Raw genomic sequence first — 19,424 nt, 5'->3', positions numbered from 1 at the left:
TGAATGCTTGAAATGATAATAAAATTTAATTTGTTACAAAAAGATGCAATTCCTTTCCATCTAGGAGGTGTAAACGATAAGAAACAAATGTAAAGTATTCGGTATGTCTTTGCTCTCCTTTTCAGAGTAGAGTACTGTCTGAATCGGAAGTCTTTTTTAGACTTTTGATATAAAACACCAGGTATATGTAATTTAAAAATCAAAAATAAGTGAAGAATAAACAATGATTAATGCAAATCGTCCGATAATGAATCTCGACCTCGATCTGCTTAGAACGTTTGTAGCTGTAGCAGATTTGAACACTTTTGCAGCAGCCGCTGCTGCTGTATGTCGAACCCAATCTGCTGTGAGTCAGCAGATGCAACGTTTAGAGCAATTGGTAGGTAGAGAGCTTTTCGCCCGCCATGGTCGTAATAAACTTTTAACAGAGCATGGCCTACAACTGTTAGGTTATGCTCGTCAAATTCTGCGTGCGAATGATGATGCAACGGCATCATTAACGTATAGCGATGCAGAAGGGGAGCTACGTATTGGTGCTTCTGATGACTCTGTTGATACTTTATTACCGTTTTTATTAAACCGTATCGCATCAGTGTATCCACGTTTAGCTGTTGATGTTCGCATTAAGCGTTCTCAATATATTGAAACAATGCTAGATAATCATGAAATTGATTTAGCATTAACAACAGCACGTATTGGTCATCATCCTCGTACAGCGTTACGTACTGCACCAGTGCTATGGCATTGTGCGCCAGATTTTCAATTACAAATGAATGAGCCTATTCCTTTAGTTGTAATGGATGAAACGAACCCATTCCGTCAATTAGCGATAAACACGTTAGATGATGCTGGGATCCAATGGCGTATTGCTTATGAAGCAGCTTCTTTATCAGCTGTTCGTGCCGCAGTTAATGCAGAAGTGGGTATTACTGCACGTCCACTTGAAATGCAAAATGCCGATTTACGTATTTTAGGCGAAAGCGAAGGATTACCTCGTTTACCTGAAACACAGTATTGGTTGTATCGTAACTCTGATGAACAAAATGAAGCGGTGTTAACGGTATTCAATGCGATTGAAAACAAGAAAACACCTTATACCGTCACTGCATCTGAAGATATTAGCTCTACTGAACTTGAATAATCACATTAATAATTGTGTGAATTTTTAGCGTTAGAACACAAAAATTAAAGATTAAAAAAGAGTCAAATAAAACTGGATAGTGATGAATAGTGATAAACGGGAATAGATGCAATTAAGTGCGTTTATTTCCGTTTTTTTATTGCCATTTTTTGAAATAGTAACACCTTGTTAATAATTATGTTGTTTTATGTATTTATCTTTGTGACATTTCATTCCAAAACTACCTTAACTGTTTGTTAAAAAAATGTTTACCTTCCCCCTTGGTTAATCAGTTGTAGGATTTGTTAACAAATAAAAAGATTGTCTAGGTTTTAAGAGAATAAAAAAGTAAATCTAATCGGATATTTGACCTCCTCCACAATATTAGAAAGTTAATTTGTTAAAATTTGGATAAATTTTAAACTGATTAAGTATTTTTTCGACTATTTTGTGAGTTTGATCAAGAAAATAAGGCACATTTGCCTGTATTGAGTCAGGTTTTTCCTGAGATACTGGTGTAGTAAAATCGAATTATCGGTTAGACTAAGCGTGTTAGCATAAAGTTTGTCGATTGACTGACACGTTTTAGCATTAGCCAGTAATTGAGTGTTAAAAATGAGTGTTAAATTTGTTAAATCGCGATGGAAAACTGAGGGATTTGTCGCAAAGTTTTCCAAAAAATAAGAAAGGTATAAATAGACTGTTATTATTTCTTTAATTAGCAAGTCTGTTTAATTCGCCTTTTTTTTCGTAATTAGAAATGTGGTGTAAACCGCCGGATAAGAGTTGGTTAATTGACACCACCTTTGATGAGTAAGCAATGAGTATGTCTACAACCACCGAAGTTATCGCCCATCATTGGGCATTTGCTGTCTTCCTCATAGGCGCATTGGGGTTATGTTCGCTCATGTTGTTGGGTGCCCGCTATTTAGGCGGACGCGCACAGGCAAGGGCAAAGCATGTTCCTTATGAATCTGGTCTTGATTCTGTTGGCAGCGCTCGTCTGCGCATGTCAGCTAAATTCTATTTAGTTGCCATGTTTTTCGTTATTTTCGATGTTGAAGCACTGTTTCTTTATGCCTGGGCTGTTTCCGTTCGTGAAGTTGGCTGGTTAGGCTTTATTGAAGCGTCAGTCTTCATCGCTATTTTATTAGCTGGATTATTCTATTTGGTTCGTATAGGCGCATTAGATTGGACGCCTGTTCGCTCTCGTCGTGAAACCGCGAGTAAAAGCCATGTTCGATTAACCAGCGGCAAACATCCGCAGCAGTAATAAGCGAGGCATTAGAAATGGATTATACGCTCACCCGCATAGATCCGAACGGTGAGAATGACCGTTATCCCCTGCAATCACAGGAAATTGTCAGTGACCCATTAGATGCTCACGTTCATCGCAGCGTGTATATGGGAAAACTGGAACATGCGTTGCATGATGTTGTGAACTGGGGACGGAAAAACTCTTTATGGCCATATAACTTTGGTCTTTCCTGTTGTTACGTTGAAATGGTGACGTCATTTACGGCTGTGCATGACGTGGCTCGTTTTGGTTCAGAAGTATTACGTGCATCACCTCGTCAAGCTGACTTTATGGTGGTTGCGGGTACTTGCTTTACTAAGATGGCACCCGTTATTCAACGTTTATACGATCAGATGTTAGAGCCTAAATGGGTTATCTCTATGGGGGCATGTGCAAACTCTGGTGGTATGTACGACATCTACTCAGTAGTGCAAGGTGTTGATAAGTTCATTCCAGTTGATGTGTATATTCCTGGCTGTCCACCACGCCCTGAAGCTTACATGCAAGCACTGATGTTATTACAAGAGTCCATTGGTAAAGAACGTCGCCCATTATCATGGGTTGTCGGCGACCAAGGTGTTTACCGTGCCAATATGCAATCAGAACGAGAAAGAAAACACGGTGAACGTATCGCAGTGAAAAACCTGCGTACTCCTGACGAAATTTAAAGGCTTTTGCCTAAGACGTAACCAGAGCAATGTGTTGCGATCATAGTAACCCTGATCAAAGTTGTGGTGAATAGAAATGACCGATCAGATAGCGCAAAAAGGCGCTCGGCCAGCGTGGGAAACGACCGATCATATTGATGATCAGGTGGTTAATGAACTGCGTCAGAAATTTGGGCCAGATGCGTTTACGTTCCAGCCTACTCGTACTGGCATGCCAGTTGTTTGGGTAAAACGGGAACAACTTATTGAGGTAATGCTATACCTCAAATCTTTACCAAAACCTTATGTCATGCTGTTTGATATGCATGGTTTTGATGAGCGTCTTCGTACGCATCGTCAAGGCTTGCCAGCAGCAGACTTTTCTGTTTTCTATCATCTGATATCAATCGATCGTAATAAAGATATCATGCTGAAAGTCGCATTAAGTGAAAATGATCTTAATGTTCCGACTATCACATCTATCTTTCCTAACTCGAATTGGTATGAGCGTGAAGTCTGGGATATGTTTGGGATTGTCTTTAATGGGCATCCAAATTTACGCCGTATTATGATGCTTCCTGATTGGGAAGGTCATCCGTTGCGTAAAGATTATCCTGCTCGTGCGACAGAGTTCGATCCTTATGTGCTGACAAAGCAGAAACAGGATCTGGAAATGGAATCGCTGACATTCAAACCTGAAGAGTGGGGGATGAAACGCGGTACTGAGAATGAGGACTTTATGTTCTTAAACCTCGGCCCTAACCATCCATCATCTCACGGTGCATTCCGTATTATTCTTCAGCTTGATGGCGAGGAGATCGTCGACTGTGTGCCTGACGTGGGTTATCACCACCGTGGTGCTGAAAAAATGGGTGAGCGCCAATCTTGGCACAGTTATATCCCATACACAGACCGAATTGAATACCTCGGCGGATGCGTTAACGAAATGCCTTATGTACTTGCAGTGGAAAAACTTGCCGGTATTGAAGTGCCTGAACGCGTTAAAGTCATTCGTGTCATGCTGTCTGAGCTATTTCGTATTAATAGCCACTTACTGTATATCAGTACCTTTATCCAAGACGTTGGTGCGATGACACCCGTGTTCTTTGCCTTTACTGACCGTCAAAAAGTTTACAACATCGTTGAAGCAATTACCGGATTCCGTATGCACCCTGCATGGTTCCGTATCGGCGGTGTTGCTCATGATTTACCTCGCGGTTGGGAACGCTTATTACGTGAATTCTTAGATTGGATGCCAAAACGTCTAGATTCTTACGTAAAAGCAGCACTGCAAAACAGTATCTTAAAAGGTCGTACTATTGGTGTTGCCTCATATAATACTAAAGAAGCATTAGATTGGGGTGTCACAGGTGCCGGTCTTCGTGCAACTGGGGTTGAGTTTGACGTGCGTAAATGGCGTCCATATTCAGGTTATGAAAACTTTGAATTTGAAATCCCTGTCGCAAGTAATGGTGACTGTTATGACCGCGTAATGCTGAAAGTAGAAGAACTACGCCAAAGCTTACGTATTCTGGAACAGTGCTATAAAAATATGCCAGAAGGGCCATTTAAAGCAGACCATCCACTGACAACGCCTCCACCAAAAGAGCGTACATTACAGCATATCGAAACCATGATTAACCACTTCTTACAGGTTTCATGGGGTCCTGTTATGCCTGCTAATGAATCATTCCAGATGGTTGAAGCCACGAAAGGGATCAACAGCTATTACTTAACCAGTGATGGCAGCACAATGAGCTACCGTACCCGTATTCGTACGCCAAGTTTTGCTCACTTGCAACAAATCCCAGCGGTTATCCGCGGTAGTCTGGTTTCTGACTTGATTGTGTATCTGGGAAGTATTGATTTTGTAATGTCGGATGTGGATCGTTAATCATGCAAAATGAATTAAACCAAAAAGATGATGCTGTGCAGATCGAAATCGTTGATGTAACACATTCAAAGAAAGCAACGTTTGTTTTAACTGAAGAAGAACGTGCTGAAATTGAACAAGAAAAACATCATTACGAAGATCCGCGTGCAGCCTCTATTGAAGCACTGAAAATTGTGCAAAAGAACCGCGGTTGGGTTGAAGACGGCGCAATTTATGCGATTGCGGATGTTCTTGGGATCCCTGCAAGCGATGTTGAAGGCGTTGCGACGTTCTATAGCCAAATTTTCCGTCAACCCGTTGGCCGTCACATCATTCGTTTTTGTGACAGCGTGGTTTGTCATATTACAGGTTATCAAGGCATTCAAGCAGCGATTGAAAAGCACCTTAATATCATTCCTGGTCAAACTACACCAGATGGTCGCTTTACGTTACTGCCAACCTGCTGTTTAGGTAATTGTGATAAAGGTCCTACTATGATGGTAGATGACGATACTCACAGCTTTGTTAAACCTGAAGAGATTGAAACGTTACTGGAGCAGTATCCATGACAGCAATTTCAGGAGCAAAACCGATTATTCGTAGCGCAGAAACGCACCCGCTAACGTGGCGCTTACGTGATGATCGTCAGCCTGTATGGTTGGATGAATACCGTGCTACAAACGGTTATAAAGCGGCAGAAAAAGCATTAAAAGGTATGTCACCGACTGAGGTGACCACTGAAGTTAAAGATGCTGGCCTAAAAGGTCGTGGTGGTGCTGGATTCTCAACAGGCTTGAAATGGAGCCTGATGCCAAAAGATGAAAGCATGAATATCCGTTACATCCTTTGTAACGCAGATGAAATGGAGCCGGGTACTTATAAAGACCGTCTCTTAATGGAAGAACTTCCACATCTGTTAATTGAAGGGATGATTATCGGCGCTCACGCACTAAAAGCTTACCGTGGCTATATTTTCCTTCGTGGCGAATATATCGAAGCGGCTAAGAATCTGCGCCATGCTATTGAAGAAGCAAAAGCAGCAGGCTTTCTGGGTAAAAACATCTTTGGTTCAGGCATTGATTTTGAACTGTTTGTTCACACGGGTGCAGGTCGTTACATCTGTGGTGAAGAGACAGCATTAATCAACTCATTAGAAGGTCGTCGTGCTAACCCGCGCTCTAAACCTCCATTCCCTGCAACATCAGGAGCATGGGGTAAACCAACTTGTGTCAATAACGTTGAAACACTGTGTAATGTGCCTGCGATTATTGAACATGGCAAAGATTGGTATATCGGCTTAAGTGAAGGTAAAAGCCCAGATGCGGGTACTAAATTAATGGGATTCTCAGGTCGTGTGAAATATCCGGGCTTATGGGAATTACCATTTGGTACAACAGCGCGCGAGATCCTTGAAGATTACGCAGGCGGTATGCGTGATGGTCTTAAGCTAAAAGCATGGCAACCGGGTGGTGCAGGTACTGACTTCTTAACAGAAGATCACCTCGATCTTCCAATGGATTTTGGCACGATTGCAAAAGCAGGTAGCCGTTTAGGTACAGCACTTGCAATGGCGGTAGATAATGAAATTAATATGGTTTCATTAACCCGTAACTTAGAAGAGTTCTTTGCTCGTGAATCTTGTGGCTGGTGTACACCTTGTCGTGATGGCTTGCCATGGAGTGTCGAAATCTTACGTGCGATAGAAAACGGTAAAGGTCGCCCTGGTGATATCGAAACCCTTGAACATTTATGTCGTTCTTTAAGTCCGGGACACACATTCTGTGCTCACGCACCGGGTGCAGTAGAACCTTTACAAAGCGCCATTAAATATTTCCGTGAAGAATTTGAGGCTGGCATTATTCAAGAAGATTATACCAATGCCAACTTGATCAGAGGTATTCAGCCTAACTTGCTGAAAAGCCGCTGGTAATTTTTCACGACACATTCTAGGTTTAACGCCTGCTGTGCAGGCCTTTGGGAAGCATGCTGACTATGGCTACGATTCATGTAGACGGCAAAGAATATGAAGTTAACGGGGCTGATAACCTGTTAGAAGCCTGTCTTAATTTAGGCTTAGATATTCCTTATTTTTGCTGGCATCCAGCGCTGGGAAGCGTTGGCGCTTGCCGCCAGTGTGCGGTTAAGCAGTATCAAAATGCTGAGGATACCCGCGGTCGTTTAGTGATGTCTTGTATGACACCTGCGACTGATGGCACGTTTATCTCTATCGATGACGAAGAAGCGAAGAAATTCCGCGAAAGCGTTGTTGAATGGTATATGACAAACCATCCTCATGACTGTCCAGTTTGTGAAGAAGGCGGTAACTGCCACCTTCAAGATATGACGGTAATGACAGGTCACACTATGCGTCGCTATCGCTTTACTAAGCGTACACATAGAAACCAAGACTTGGGACCGTTTATTTCTCACGAAATGAACCGTTGTATTGCTTGTTACCGCTGTGTTCGTTACTACAAAGATTATGCTGATGGTACTGATCTTGGTGTCTTTGGTGCACATAACAACGTATTTTTTGGACGCGTTGAAGATGGCACATTAGAGAGCGAATTCTCAGGTAACTTGGTTGAAATTTGTCCGACGGGTGTTTTCACCGATAAAACCCACTCATCTCGTTATAACCGCAAATGGGATATGCAGTTTGCACCAAGCATTTGTCAGGGTTGTAGCATGGGTTGTAACATCAGCCCTGGTGAACGTTACGGTGAATTACGTCGTATCGAAAACCGTTATAACGGGACTGTAAACCGCTATTTCCTTTGTGACCGTGGTCGTTTTGGCTATGGCTATGTGAATTTAGCAAGCAGACCTCGTCAGCCTAAAAAACGTTTAGGCAGTAACTGGTTAGAAATTAACGCTGTTCAAGCGACTCAAGCAGCTGCGGATATGCTGAAGAAAAGTCAGCGTATCGTGGGTATTGGTTCCCCGCGTGCAAGCATTGAAAGTAACTTCGCATTACGTGAAGTTGTTGGCGCTGAAAACTTCTATAGCGGTATCTCTGCATCAGAGCAAAAACGTCTGACCTTAATGTTAGATATTTTACAAAAAGGTGGCGTTCATACTCCATCTCTGCGTGAAATTGAAGATTACGATGCCGTTTTAGTGTTAGGTGAAGATTTAACACAAACTGGTGCTCGTATGGCATTGTCTGTACGTCAGGCCGTGAAAGGTAAAGCGCGTGAAATGGCGGCAGCTCAAAAAGTGGCTGACTGGCAAATTGCTGCGATTATGAATATTGGGCAACGTGCAAAATACCCACTGTTTGTCACTCATGTTGATGAAACTCGCCTCGATGATGTTGCTGCGTGGAGTTATCGTGCACCCGTTGTTGATCAAGCGCGTTTAGGTTTTGCGATTGCGAATAACATTAACGGTGATGCACCTGCTGTTGATGGCATTGATGAAGCACTGAATAAACACATCGAAATGGTTGTTCAAGCACTTTCTCAAGCCAAGAAACCATTAATTATCAGTGGTAGCCATGCGGGGAGCGAAGACGTTATCAAAGCAGCCGCTAACATTGCTTTTGCATTAAAAGCGAAAGGTAATGAAGTAGGGCTTTCTTTCGTTGCTGATGATGCAAACAGCATGGGTCTTGCCATGATGAATGCACAGCCACTTGATGACGCATTAAAAATGATGCGTAGTGGTCAAGCTAACACCGTTGTTGTCATGGAAAACGATTTATATCGTCATTTTGATGCCGACGTGATTGATGATGCGATTGCTAAAGTAGATAACTTAATTGTCATCGACCACCAGCAAACTGACATTATGGCGAAAGCACATCTTGTTCTCCCAGCTTCTTCATTCGCTGAAAGTGATGGAACAATGGTGAGTCAAGAAGGCAGAGCACAACGTTATTTCCAAGTTTTCGAACCTTCTTTCTATAACAAAGAAGTGGTGATGCATGAAAGCTGGCGTTGGTTGAGTGCGGTTGATTCACAATGGCATGAAAGAACACTGGATTGGACACAGTTAGACAATGTGATTGAACATTGTGCGACGAGTCTTCCTCAGTTTGCTGGCATTGTTGATGCGGCACCAAATGCGTCATTCCGTATTCGTGGACAAAAACTGGCTCGTGAACCACATCGTTATAGTGGTCGTACATCTATGCTGGCGAATGTGTCTGTTCATGAACAGCGTCAACCAAAAGATATCGACACCCCATTTGCGTTCTCAATGGAAGGTAATAACAGCCCAACAGCACCTCGTCAGCAAATTCCATTTGCATGGGCACCGGGTTGGAACTCACCTCAAGCATGGAATAAATTCCAAGCAGAAGTGGGTGGCAGCTTACGTTTTGGCGATCCGGGTGTGCGTTTAATTGAATGTGGTGATAATACACTTGGCTACTTCACTGATATTCCTGCGCCATTTAATGCACAGAAAAATCAATGGACTGTCGCACCTTGCTACCGTTTATTTGGTAGTGAAGAGTTATCACAACGCGCTGAAGTTATCCAATCTCGTATGGAAACCGCTTATTTAACATTGAGTGAATCTGATGCCCAAGCATTAGCGTTAACTCAAGGTCAGCAAGCGATGTTTACTTACGAAGGCCGTGAATTCACCTTACCTGTGAAAATCAGTGCTCACCTGACTCAAGGTCAAATTGGCTTGCCGTTAGGTATGGCAGGTATTTCTCCATCGCTGGTGGGTGTATCGGTTCGTCAACTGCGGGGTATTGCATAATGAGCTGGTTATCTCCTGAAGTTACAGAGATTTTACTCACCGTATTAAAAGCCGTTGTGATCTTGCTTGTCGTGGTCACTTGTGGTGCTTTTATGAGTATGGGGGAACGCCGTTTACTGGGTTTATTCCAAAACCGTTATGGGCCTAACCGTGTAGGTTATGCAGGTTCAGCACAGCTAATTGCGGATATGATTAAAATGTTCTTTAAAGAGGACTGGATCCCGAAATTTGCTGACCGCTTTATCTTCACCATTGCACCAGTGATTGCGTTTTCATCTTTACTGCTGTCATTTGCGATTGTACCTGTTAGCTCAACATGGGTTGTTGCTGACTTAAACATCGGTATTTTGTTCTTCTTGATGGTTGCAGGTATTGCGGTGTATGCCGTGTTATTTGCAGGATGGTCAAGTAATAACAAATATTCCCTGTTAGGTGCAATGCGTGCATCAGCACAAACCGTAAGTTATGAAGTGTTCTTAGGACTTTCAATCTTAGGTGTTGTTGCACAAGCTGGCTCTTTTAATCTGACTGACATCGTAAACTCACAAGCAAATATGTGGAATGTCATCCCACAATTCTTTGGCTTTATTACGTTTGCGATTGCTGGGGTTGCTGTTTGTCACCGTCATCCATTTGACCAACCAGAAGCTGAGCAAGAGCTGGCTGATGGTTATCACATTGAATATTCTGGTATGAAATTCGGTTTATTCTTTGTTGGTGAATATATCGGTATCGTTGCGGTATCGGGTCTTATCGTGACGTTATTCTTTGGTGGTTGGCAAGGACCTTTCTTACCATCATTCATTTGGTTTGCACTGAAAACAGGGTTCTTTATGATGATGTTTATCCTTATCCGTGCATCGTTGCCGCGTCCGCGCTACGACCAAGTGATGTCTTTTGGTTGGAAAATTTGCTTACCGTTAACGCTTATTAATCTGCTGGTTACTGCTGCAGTGATACTTTACAACGCTCAATAAGGGGTGATTGAACCATGACTTTAAAAGAGTTATTGACTGGTTTCGGCACCCAGGTACGAAGCATTTGGATGATTGGCTTACATGCCTTCGCCAAACGCGAAACACAGATGTACCCGGAAGAACCTGTCAATGTTGCACCACGCTATCGTGGACGAATTGTGTTGACGCGTGATCCTGATGGTGAAGAACGCTGTGTTGCTTGTAACTTGTGTGCAGCAGTCTGTCCAGTTGGCTGTATTTCATTACAGAAAGCAGAACATGAAGATGGTCGTTGGTATCCGGAGTTTTTCCGTATCAACTTTTCTCGCTGTATTTTCTGCGGTTTATGTGAAGAAGCTTGCCCAACAACGGCGTTACAATTAACGCCCGATTTTGAAATGGGTGAGTTTAAGCGTCAGGATTTGGTTTATGAAAAAGACGATCTGTTGATTTCAGGGCCAGGCAAATATCCTGAATATAACTTTTACCGTAAAACAGGTATGGCGATTAACGGCAAAGATAAAGGTGATGCGGATGATGAAGCTAAACCTATTGATGTCAAAAGCCTGTTACCGTAAGGAGCGATATTCATGGAATTTGCATTTTACATCGCGGGGCTGATTGCCATCCTTGCAACATTGAGAGTGATCACTCATACCAATCCTGTACACGCCTTGTTGTACTTAGTGATTTCATTGATTGCGCTCTCTGTGGTTTTCTTCTCGTTAGGCGCCTATTTTGCTGGTGCATTAGAAATCATTGTTTACGCTGGCGCCATTATGGTGTTATTCGTTTTCGTGGTGATGATGCTCAACTTAGGTAAATCCGTTGTTGATCAAGAGAAAAAGTGGCTACAACCGAAGTTTTGGATTGGGCCTGCGCTTTTATCTCTGACGCTATTAGTCGTGTTAATTTACGCCATTAGTAGTGTCACTCACGGCGAAATTGCTGGAGAGGTGATTGGCGCGAAAGAGGTCGGTATTAGCTTATTTGGGCCTTATATTCTGGCTGTTGAGTTAGCATCTGTTCTCTTATTGTCTGGATTGATTGTTGCTTACCACATTGGTCGTGATAAGAGCCATGATGATCTCGTCGAAAACGAAAACGCAGGGGAGCAAAAATGATACCTCTTCAACATGGTTTGATCTTGGCTGCGGTACTGTTTGTGTTAGGTTTTACCTGCTTAGTACTTCGCCGCAACCTGTTGTTTATGTTGATCGGACTAGAAATTATGATTAATGCAGCTGCGCTGGCATTTGTTGTCGGTGGTAGCTTTTGGGGTCAAACGGATGGTCAGATAATGTATATTCTGGCAATCAGTTTGGCGGCGGCAGAGGCAAGTATTGGTCTGGCATTGTTGTTACAGCTTCATAGACATCGCCAAAACATCAATATTGATACAGTCAGTGAGATGCGCGGATGAATATACTCTATTTAACCATTCTGCTACCACTGCTGGGATTTTTACTGCTCGCTTTCTCGCGTGGTCGTTGGTCTGAAAACGTATCAGCATGGATTGGTACAGGTTCTGTTGGTCTATCTGCCCTTGTTGCACTTTGGGCAGGTATGGATTTCTTTGCTAATGGGCAAGAAACGTATGTTCTGACTTTATGGAACTGGATGTCAGCAGGGAATTTCAATATTCCGTTTACACTGGTTCTTGATGGTCTTTCATTAACCATGCTGGGTGTGATTACCGGTGTTGGCTTCCTTATTCATATGTATGCATCTTGGTATATGCGTGGCGAAGAAGGATATTCTCGCTTCTTTGCTTATACCAACTTATTTATCGCAAGTATGGTTGTCTTAGTACTGGCTGATAATATGATGCTGATGTATATGGGGTGGGAAGGGGTTGGTCTATGTAGTTACCTGTTAATTGGTTTCTATTATAGCAATCCTGCTAATGGTGCCGCTGCGATGAAAGCGTTTATCGTAACGCGTATCGGTGATGTGTTCTTAGCTATCGGTATGTTTATCCTATTTGACCAATTAGGTACATTGAGCTTCCGTGAAATGGCAGTACTGGCTCCTGAGCAATTAGCAGTAGGATCAAGCGTCATTAACTGGGCAATGTTAATGGTATTAGGCGGTGCAGTAGGTAAATCAGCACAGCTTCCATTACAAACATGGTTAGCGGATGCGATGGCAGGCCCTACACCAGTATCTGCATTAATCCACGCCGCAACGATGGTTACGGCAGGTGTATACTTGGTTGCACGTAGTAACGCGTTATTCTTAATGGCACCTGAAGTACTCGAATTAGTCGGTATTATTGGTGCAGTCACATTAGTGTTAGCGGGCTTTGCGGCTTTAGTACAAACCGATATCAAACGTATCCTTGCTTATTCAACCATGAGCCAAATTGGTTATATGTTCTTGGCTTTAGGCGCTCAAGCATGGGATGCGGCAATTTTCCACTTAATGACTCACGCTTTCTTTAAAGCATTACTGTTCTTATCTGCAGGCTCTGTGATTGTTGCCTGCCACCACGAACAGAATATCTTTAAGATGGGCGGATTACGTAAGAAGATCCCATTTGTTTACGCTTGTTTCCTAATTGGTGGTGGCGCATTAGCGGCATTACCACTGTTAACAGCAGGGTTCTTCAGTAAAGATGAAATCTTATGGGGTGCGTATTCAAACGGGCATTTTAACTTAATGCTTGCAGGTTTAGTTGGTGCGTTATTTACGTCACTTTATACCTTCCGTTTGATTTTCATCGTATTCCATGGTGAAACCAAAACCGAAGCACACCAAGTTAAAGGGTTTGCGCATACTTTCCCATTAGCGGTATTAGCACTGTTATCAACATTTATCGGTGCGTTAATTACTCAACCGTTAGGTGCTGTTTTCCCTGAAGGAAGCGCATCACATGAGGGTAAATATGTATTAGAAGCACTTTCTGGTGTGGTAGCGATAGTAGGCGTTGCCATTGCAGCATGGTTATACCTGAAACAGCGTCAATGTGTTTCTAAGGTTGCTAATACTCGTACAGGTCGTTTCTTCTCAACATGGTGGTTCCATGCTTGGGGATTCGATGCGCTGTATGAAGTGCTGTTTGTCAAACCTTATAAAGGGGCGGCGTGGCTTATCCAAAATGATCCTGTTAACCAATTCTTTAATTTATTCGGTTGCCTGCTTAAAGGTACCAATAAAGGATTAAGTTTCAGTGAGAATGGATTGGCACGTTGGTATGCGGCTTCTCTCGGTTTAGGTGCAGTGCTGGTTATCGCTCTGCTGCTTCTGGTTTAATTAAGGGACACATTGCGCCATGTTATTACCCTGGCTAATACTTATTCCCTTCATCGGTGGCCTGCTAAGTTGGCAGGCTGAACGAATCGGCTCGCAAGTCCCTCGCTGGGTTGCGTTGCTGACGATGGGATTAACACTCATTATTTCTGTGCAACTTTGGTTGCAAGGCGATTATCAACTACTTAGTGCTGATGGAGCACCACGTTGGACAGAGTTTTTCTTTGTGCCGTGGATCCCTGCTTTAGGGATTAATATCCAATTTGCACTTGATGGTATGTCATTGCTGATGACTGTATTAACTGCGATTTTAGGTATCTTAGCGGTACTTTCATCGTGGAATGAAAATCAGCCATCACAAGGTGCTTTCCATTTTAACCTGCTGTGGATTTTAGCCGGTGTGATGGGCGTATTTTTAGCGACAGACTTGTTCTTATTCTTCTTCTTCTGGGAAATGATGTTGATCCCAATGTATTTCCTGATTTCTTTATGGGGACACAAAGGAAGTAGTGATAAAGCACACGTCAGTGCGGCAACAAAATTCTTTATCTATACACAGGCAAGTGGCTTGTTAATGTTGCTGGCCATTATCGGTTTAGCGGTTGCTTTCTACCGTGAAACAGGTATTTGGACGTTTAATTACGATACCTTATTACAAGCACATACGGTATTAGGCTCTGAACTGCAATTTATTCTGATGTTAGGTTTCTTCGCTGCATTTGCAGTAAAAATGCCTATCGTACCTGTACATGGCTGGTTAGCGGATGCTCACGCAGAAGCACCAACAGCAGGCTCTGTTGACTTATCAGGTATTTTGCTAAAAACAGCGGCTTACGGTCTATTACGTTTTAACTTACCACTCTTCCCAGAAGCGTCAGCGTTACTGGCACCTGTGGCGATGTGGTTAGGTTTAATTACCGTATTCTATGCAGCACTGTTAGCCTTCCGTCAGACTGATATCAAACGTCTTGCGGCTTACAGTAGTATTTCTCACATGGGCTTTATCGTGATTGCGATTTATGCCGGCTCTGTATTGGCTTACCAAGGTGCGATTATTCAAATGATCACCAACGGTTTGTCAGCTGCGGGTTTATTTATCATGTGTGGCATGCTGTATGAGCGTTTAGGTACGCGTGATATGAACCAAATGGGTGGATTGTGGAAAAGCATCCGTTTCTTACCTGCGTTTTCACTGTTCTTTGCGGTTGCCTCTTTAGGTATGCCAGGAACAGGTAACTTCGTGGGTGAGTTTATGATCCTGTTTGGTACTTATGGTAACTTTAAGCTGATCACTATTATTTCGGTCTTTGGTTTAGTCTTTGCTTCTGTCTACGCGCTGTGGATGATGCAACAGGCTTACTATGGTTCACCGAAAACAGCTGAAAGAACCTATAAAGGGTTAGATCTGAGAGAATTCTTTATCCTGATCACATTGGTTGTTTTACTGGTTATTTTGGGCTTCTTCCCACAACCTGTATTAGACACATCAATATCAGCGATGGAAAATCTCCAGACTTGGTATTCCGCTTCTATTTCAACAGTAAGGCCGTAATTCGCCATGACAATAACTCCTGAACAATTGATCGCAATGCTACCGCTATTGATCGTCGGATTGACGGTGGTGGTTGTGATGCTGTCCATTGCATGGCGACGCGATCATTTTACCATTGCCACTTTGACAGCTACGGGTTTCATCATTGCGCTGGGCTCGCTCTATTACGTTAATGCATTAGGCGTAGTGGACGTGACCACGCTTTATCACGTTGATGGATACTCAAGCTTCTTTACTGCACTAGTGATCCTTTCTGGTATTGGAACTATCGCTTTTGCTTATCCTTGGTTAGAAGGCTATCAAGATAACAAAGAAGAATTTTATCTGCTGATTGCGATTGCGGTAGTTGGAGGGATTTTACTCTCGTCTGCCCACCACTTTGCATCGATGTTTATTGGTATTGAATTACTGACATTACCGCTGTTTGGTCTTATCGGTTACGCATTCCAACAACGTCCATCACTGGAAGCAGGTATCAAATATATGCTGCTTTCTGCGGCAGCCTCTTCTTTCTTACTATTTGGTATGGCACTTCTCTATGCAGAAGCAGGGGATCTCTCCTTTGCTGCAATGGGACAAAGTTTAAGTGATAGCAATATCCATAAACCATTAGTACTTGCAGGTTTAGGTATGATGTTAGTGGGAATTGGATTTAAATTATCTTTATTCCCATTCCAATTGTGGACACCAGATGTTTACCAAGGTGCACCAGCACCCACTGGCGCGTTCTTAGCGACGGCAAGTAAGATTGGTATTTTTGCTGTTGTTATGCGTTTATTCCTTGATGCGCCAGCTGCGGATAGTGAAACCTTACGAATGATCTTAGGTTTCATGGCAATTGCCTCTATCTTGTTTGGTAACATCATGGCGTTAACGCAAAAGAGCGTAAAACGCTTATTGGGTTACTCTTCAGTATCACACCTTGGTTATCTACTAGTGGCATTAATTGTGCTGCAATATAGCCCTGTATTAGCACAAGAAACCGCTGAAATTTATTTGGCTGGTTACTTGTTTGCAAGTCTCGGGGCGTTTGGTGCTATTGCAGTAGCGTCAAGTCCTTATCGTGAAGGCGAAATGGATTCACTGGAAGATTATCGCGGATTATTCTGGCGCCGCCCTGTAGTTGCTGTGGTGATGTCACTGATGATGCTATCACTGGCAGGCGTACCAGTTACATTAGGCTTCATTGGTAAACTGTATGTCATCATTGCAGGTATTAGCTCAAGCTTGTGGTGGTTAACAGGCATGGTTGTGTTAGGTAGTGCAATTGGCTTATTCTACTACCTACGTGCTGCGGCTATTGTCTTTTTACGCAAACCAGACAATGACAACACCCCAGCTATTTCAACAACATCACAAAATATGGCAATATTTGTTGCGCTAATCTGTGCTGTTGTTGTGATTGCCTTAGGGGTATGGCCACAACCACTTATTGAATTAACGAATTTTGCGATTATTGCTCCAGCAATCAACTAATCGTAATAACGAATCGTTAAATAATAAAACGGCTCTTTTATAGAGCCGTTTTTTAATTATTATTGATAAATATTTATTTTGTCTGCACTCTCATAATATAAAGAGAAATCATCTAAAAATGAGAAGATAGGAATAATAATCTCTTCATTTAATAAGATGTTGTTTTCTAAAATTGATATTTTCAAGGCTATTTCCCGCCAACTTTCAGATAGAAATGTTAACTGTTTAATCAATATATGAAGAAAGTAATCAATATCCATAATATTATAATGATGTTTCATATTTAATAATATTTTTTGCTGCTTAGTTTTTAATTGATGAAGACTTTTTATTTGTGATAAATAAAGCGAAGTAAGTTGATGCCGAGTTTTAACAACTTTACTATAAGAAAAGCCAGTATCTAACGTGGAAAATAAATTATTCAGTATTTTTACCAATGAAGATAAAACGTTTTTTTCTTGTGTTTCAATATTAAGAACATCAATTTGTTGTTGCTGAGGAAGTTTGTTTTTAAAAAGATCGAAAAAATTTCTTTTATGTAAGATATCTTCACTATCACGTATAATATCTAACTCATTTTTTGTTTTTTCTGATGTACTTTCTAAGGTAATAATCTCTTCTGAACATATTTTAACATCATTTTCTTTATCATAGATAAAAGGCATTACTTTATTTGTGAGGAATTTATTTTTTAATTTATTGATTTCAATTGAAAGTGAATGACCATGTTCATTTATCATTTTCTCTATTTCATCTATTTCATTTGAAAATATATTGATTATTTCTTTTCTTTTTTTTTCTAATTTATTTTTTATTTCATTATCAAGATTTCCTGTTTTTATCTCATTGTCAATTTCATTTATTGTTTTAAAAATATCATTAAATAAACTTTGCCTTAATCTGCTTTTTAAACTAAGTGAAAAATAAATAATGCGTTCAATATTTTTATTGTTTGTTTCTAATAGATTATTGACTTCTCCCTCAAGTGTACTATCTAGATAACATTTACTATTACTTAAAGAGAGAATATTTCTGTGCGCATGAAATAATTGATTATGTTTAAAACATTCTTCTAAATTGACGGGTTTTTCATTATGATTCATAACAATATCCTTTTGTTAATCTTTAGATGAATAAAATGTAGAAAGAGCATCATCAAAAGAGAGTAAGATTTCCTTTGAGTAACCAATGACCATATACCAAGGTGCGATAATTTTTTCTAGGTAAATACTAAATTTAATCAGCTCTAATGCATTGTTAATTTTATTAAAATGCGTTATTGATGTTTCTATTTCTGTTAAGATGGCTTGCCATACATATTCAATATGTTCTAACGCCATATTTGCATCTTCAATAAATTGCTCTATTTCAGATAATTCAATATAAAATGTATTTAAATGCAAAGATAAACCTTCATAGATATCGATGTCAGCATTGATTTCTTTCACCTTTTGAATAAGTTCATTTTTCTTTTTACGTATGGCTTCGGCTTTTGCCCCGAATATTCCACCTGTGATAATAACACCAATAATGCCAATCGCGAGTCCCGTAAATGCAAGACCTATATAGTGTTTATATTCATCTTTGAGCATTTCTATTTCTTCAACGAGTAAATCTCGTTCTTCAATAAGTGAACGACTATTATCTGTATAAAACTCATTAATAAATCTTTTCTTGTTAAGAATGTCGTGATAAATAGAATGATGATTGACATTCTGGCTATCTTTGCCTCCCATTATTTTACTTCTAAAGGTAGATAAACTGTCTTTTATTTTTATGGTCTTATCACGTTCATTTTCAATATCCTCTTTCATACTTTCTAATATATGAATTAATTGTGTTGAAACTTCTTTATCTTGAGATGTGTATCGAATGTTTTTTAACTCTTGCTCAGAAATGTCATTAATAATAGTAGATATTTTTGCTAATAAAGGCATTTGACTAATAAATAAAATGACATTTTCACCTGTAGAAGTGATTTCTCTACCCATTATTTCTAAATCAATTGCTTGTTGCTTTATTGCATATTCAATTTGATTCCATTCAAATGCATGCTCCCGTATTTGAATGAATAGAGACAAAATATTATCAGGAGAGAGTTGTGATTCATTTATTTTACTATAATGAATAAATTTGATGACATCATCTATTTTGTAAGGAAGAGAAAGTGCTTTATTAACATAAGACTTTATTTTTATTAAATCATGAGATGTCACAATACCAGGTAGTCGTCCATCTTCAATATCTATACCTAATATTAATCCCAAAGCAACCTTAGGAATATCGGACGTCTCAATAATTTTATCGACGTGTTCAAAGGTGGTTGTATCCATATAACCTCACTTATGTATGAAAATTTTTATCTTTACCACTTTATCTAATGAAGATTTGTTGGTTATTTCAGAAGTGCGAGTTAATACTTCTACTTTGTAACATGAAAAATACAAAACTTTGATAAATGACAAAGGTTATAATTAATCAGTCCTTTGATAATTCGTATAGAGACGTATAATCTCCTTTTTAATTAGTTGTGGG

At 40.8% G+C, this 19,424-nt stretch carries 16 protein-coding genes; 14 read left to right on the top strand and 2 right to left on the bottom strand.

The genetic code is table 11. The features are described 5' to 3' along the window. The first annotated feature begins 223 nt into the window (after positions 1–223). From hexA to nuoN, 14 genes are all read left to right on the top strand, one after another. Positions 224–1,141 (top strand): transcriptional regulator HexA, encoded by a 918-nt coding sequence (gene hexA, locus F1325_RS12405; protein ID WP_109374122.1) that lies wholly within the window; start codon positions 224–226, stop codon positions 1,139–1,141. 799 nt (positions 1,142–1,940) lie between these two features. Beyond that, positions 1,941–2,393 (top strand): NADH-quinone oxidoreductase subunit A, encoded by a 453-nt coding sequence (locus F1325_RS12400; protein WP_036912633.1) that lies wholly within the window; start codon positions 1,941–1,943, stop codon positions 2,391–2,393. Between the two features lie 17 nt (positions 2,394–2,410). Then, entirely contained in the window at positions 2,411–3,085 is a 675-nt protein-coding gene (locus F1325_RS12395; RefSeq protein ID WP_004243697.1) for a NuoB/complex I 20 kDa subunit family protein, read from the top strand. A gap of 76 nt (positions 3,086–3,161) precedes the next feature. Continuing rightward, complete coding sequence (gene nuoC / locus F1325_RS12390; protein ID WP_100158480.1) at positions 3,162–4,958, top strand: NADH-quinone oxidoreductase subunit C/D; 1,797 nt, start codon at positions 3,162–3,164, stop codon at positions 4,956–4,958. Between the two features lie 2 nt (positions 4,959–4,960). Further along, the gene (nuoE, locus tag F1325_RS12385; protein ID WP_006533305.1) at positions 4,961–5,506 is read left to right on the top strand and encodes an NADH-quinone oxidoreductase subunit NuoE; all 546 of its coding nucleotides are present in this window, start codon (positions 4,961–4,963) and stop codon (positions 5,504–5,506) included. Then, positions 5,503–6,867, top strand: coding sequence for an NADH-quinone oxidoreductase subunit NuoF (gene nuoF, locus F1325_RS12380; protein ID WP_023581728.1), 1,365 nt, complete (start codon positions 5,503–5,505; stop codon positions 6,865–6,867). Before nuoE ends, nuoF begins: the two co-directional genes overlap by 4 nt. Before the next feature lie 53 nt (positions 6,868–6,920). Then, positions 6,921–9,653, top strand: a complete 2,733-nt coding sequence (gene nuoG, locus F1325_RS12375; protein ID WP_109374123.1) for an NADH-quinone oxidoreductase subunit NuoG — start codon at positions 6,921–6,923, stop codon at positions 9,651–9,653. Continuing rightward, positions 9,653–10,630: an NADH-quinone oxidoreductase subunit NuoH gene (nuoH, locus tag F1325_RS12370; RefSeq protein WP_006533300.1), complete on the top strand. Its 978-nt coding sequence runs from the start codon at positions 9,653–9,655 to the stop codon at positions 10,628–10,630. Before nuoG ends, nuoH begins: the two co-directional genes overlap by 1 nt. A gap of 14 nt (positions 10,631–10,644) precedes the next feature. Then, positions 10,645–11,187, top strand: a complete 543-nt coding sequence (nuoI, locus tag F1325_RS12365) for an NADH-quinone oxidoreductase subunit NuoI (protein WP_006533299.1) — start codon at positions 10,645–10,647, stop codon at positions 11,185–11,187. 12 nt (positions 11,188–11,199) lie between these two features. After that, positions 11,200–11,733 carry an NADH-quinone oxidoreductase subunit J gene (gene nuoJ / locus F1325_RS12360; RefSeq protein WP_109374124.1) on the top strand — a complete coding sequence of 178 codons (534 nt, stop codon included), beginning with the start codon at positions 11,200–11,202 and terminating at the stop codon, positions 11,731–11,733. Then, entirely contained in the window at positions 11,730–12,032 is a 303-nt protein-coding gene (gene nuoK, locus F1325_RS12355) for an NADH-quinone oxidoreductase subunit NuoK (RefSeq protein ID WP_023581731.1), read from the top strand. The genes nuoJ and nuoK overlap by 4 nt, the downstream gene beginning before the upstream one ends. Beyond that, positions 12,029–13,864, top strand: a complete 1,836-nt coding sequence (nuoL, locus tag F1325_RS12350) for an NADH-quinone oxidoreductase subunit L (RefSeq protein WP_109374125.1) — start codon at positions 12,029–12,031, stop codon at positions 13,862–13,864. Before nuoK ends, nuoL begins: the two co-directional genes overlap by 4 nt. Before the next feature lie 19 nt (positions 13,865–13,883). Continuing rightward, positions 13,884–15,413, top strand: a complete 1,530-nt coding sequence (gene nuoM / locus F1325_RS12345) for an NADH-quinone oxidoreductase subunit M (RefSeq protein WP_160230526.1) — start codon at positions 13,884–13,886, stop codon at positions 15,411–15,413. A 6-nt stretch (positions 15,414–15,419) separates the two neighbouring features. Beyond that, a complete protein-coding gene (nuoN, locus tag F1325_RS12340; RefSeq protein ID WP_109374127.1) occupies positions 15,420–16,889 on the top strand; it encodes an NADH-quinone oxidoreductase subunit NuoN in 1,470 nt (489 codons plus the stop codon). 59 nt (positions 16,890–16,948) lie between these two features. Here nuoN and F1325_RS12335 read toward each other — a convergent pair whose 3' ends face one another. After that, complete coding sequence (locus tag F1325_RS12335; RefSeq protein ID WP_109374128.1) at positions 16,949–17,992, bottom strand: alpha-xenorhabdolysin family binary toxin subunit B; 1,044 nt, start codon at positions 17,990–17,992, stop codon at positions 16,949–16,951. 15 nt (positions 17,993–18,007) lie between these two features. Beyond that, the gene (locus F1325_RS12330) at positions 18,008–19,222 is read right to left on the bottom strand and encodes an alpha-xenorhabdolysin family binary toxin subunit A (RefSeq protein ID WP_109374129.1); all 1,215 of its coding nucleotides are present in this window, start codon (positions 19,220–19,222) and stop codon (positions 18,008–18,010) included. Positions 19,223–19,424 lie beyond the last annotated feature (202 nt).

The sequence above is a fragment of the Proteus columbae genome, assembly GCF_009914335.1.
GTDB lineage: Bacteria > Pseudomonadota > Gammaproteobacteria > Enterobacterales > Enterobacteriaceae > Proteus.
This window is presented reverse-complemented; position numbering and strand designations above follow the sequence as displayed.

Excerpts from the sequence above, each read along its gene's own strand:
- hexA (WP_109374122.1), top strand. The coding sequence starts at position 224 with ATGATTAATGCAAATCGTCCGATAATGAATCTCGACCTCGATCTGCTT.
- F1325_RS12400 (WP_036912633.1), top strand. The coding sequence starts at position 1,941 with ATGAGTATGTCTACAACCACCGAAGTTATCGCCCATCATTGGGCATTT.
- F1325_RS12395 (WP_004243697.1), top strand. The coding sequence starts at position 2,411 with ATGGATTATACGCTCACCCGCATAGATCCGAACGGTGAGAATGACCGT.
- nuoC (WP_100158480.1), top strand. The coding sequence starts at position 3,162 with ATGACCGATCAGATAGCGCAAAAAGGCGCTCGGCCAGCGTGGGAAACG.
- nuoE (WP_006533305.1), top strand. The coding sequence starts at position 4,961 with ATGCAAAATGAATTAAACCAAAAAGATGATGCTGTGCAGATCGAAATC.
- nuoF (WP_023581728.1), top strand. The coding sequence starts at position 5,503 with ATGACAGCAATTTCAGGAGCAAAACCGATTATTCGTAGCGCAGAAACG.
- nuoG (WP_109374123.1), top strand. The coding sequence starts at position 6,921 with ATGCTGACTATGGCTACGATTCATGTAGACGGCAAAGAATATGAAGTT.
- nuoH (WP_006533300.1), top strand. The coding sequence starts at position 9,653 with ATGAGCTGGTTATCTCCTGAAGTTACAGAGATTTTACTCACCGTATTA.
- nuoI (WP_006533299.1), top strand. The coding sequence starts at position 10,645 with ATGACTTTAAAAGAGTTATTGACTGGTTTCGGCACCCAGGTACGAAGC.
- nuoJ (WP_109374124.1), top strand. The coding sequence starts at position 11,200 with ATGGAATTTGCATTTTACATCGCGGGGCTGATTGCCATCCTTGCAACA.
- nuoK (WP_023581731.1), top strand. The coding sequence starts at position 11,730 with ATGATACCTCTTCAACATGGTTTGATCTTGGCTGCGGTACTGTTTGTG.
- nuoL (WP_109374125.1), top strand. The coding sequence starts at position 12,029 with ATGAATATACTCTATTTAACCATTCTGCTACCACTGCTGGGATTTTTA.
- nuoM (WP_160230526.1), top strand. The coding sequence starts at position 13,884 with ATGTTATTACCCTGGCTAATACTTATTCCCTTCATCGGTGGCCTGCTA.
- nuoN (WP_109374127.1), top strand. The coding sequence starts at position 15,420 with ATGACAATAACTCCTGAACAATTGATCGCAATGCTACCGCTATTGATC.
- F1325_RS12335 (WP_109374128.1), bottom strand. The coding sequence starts at position 17,992 with ATGAATCATAATGAAAAACCCGTCAATTTAGAAGAATGTTTTAAACAT.
- F1325_RS12330 (WP_109374129.1), bottom strand. The coding sequence starts at position 19,222 with ATGGATACAACCACCTTTGAACACGTCGATAAAATTATTGAGACGTCC.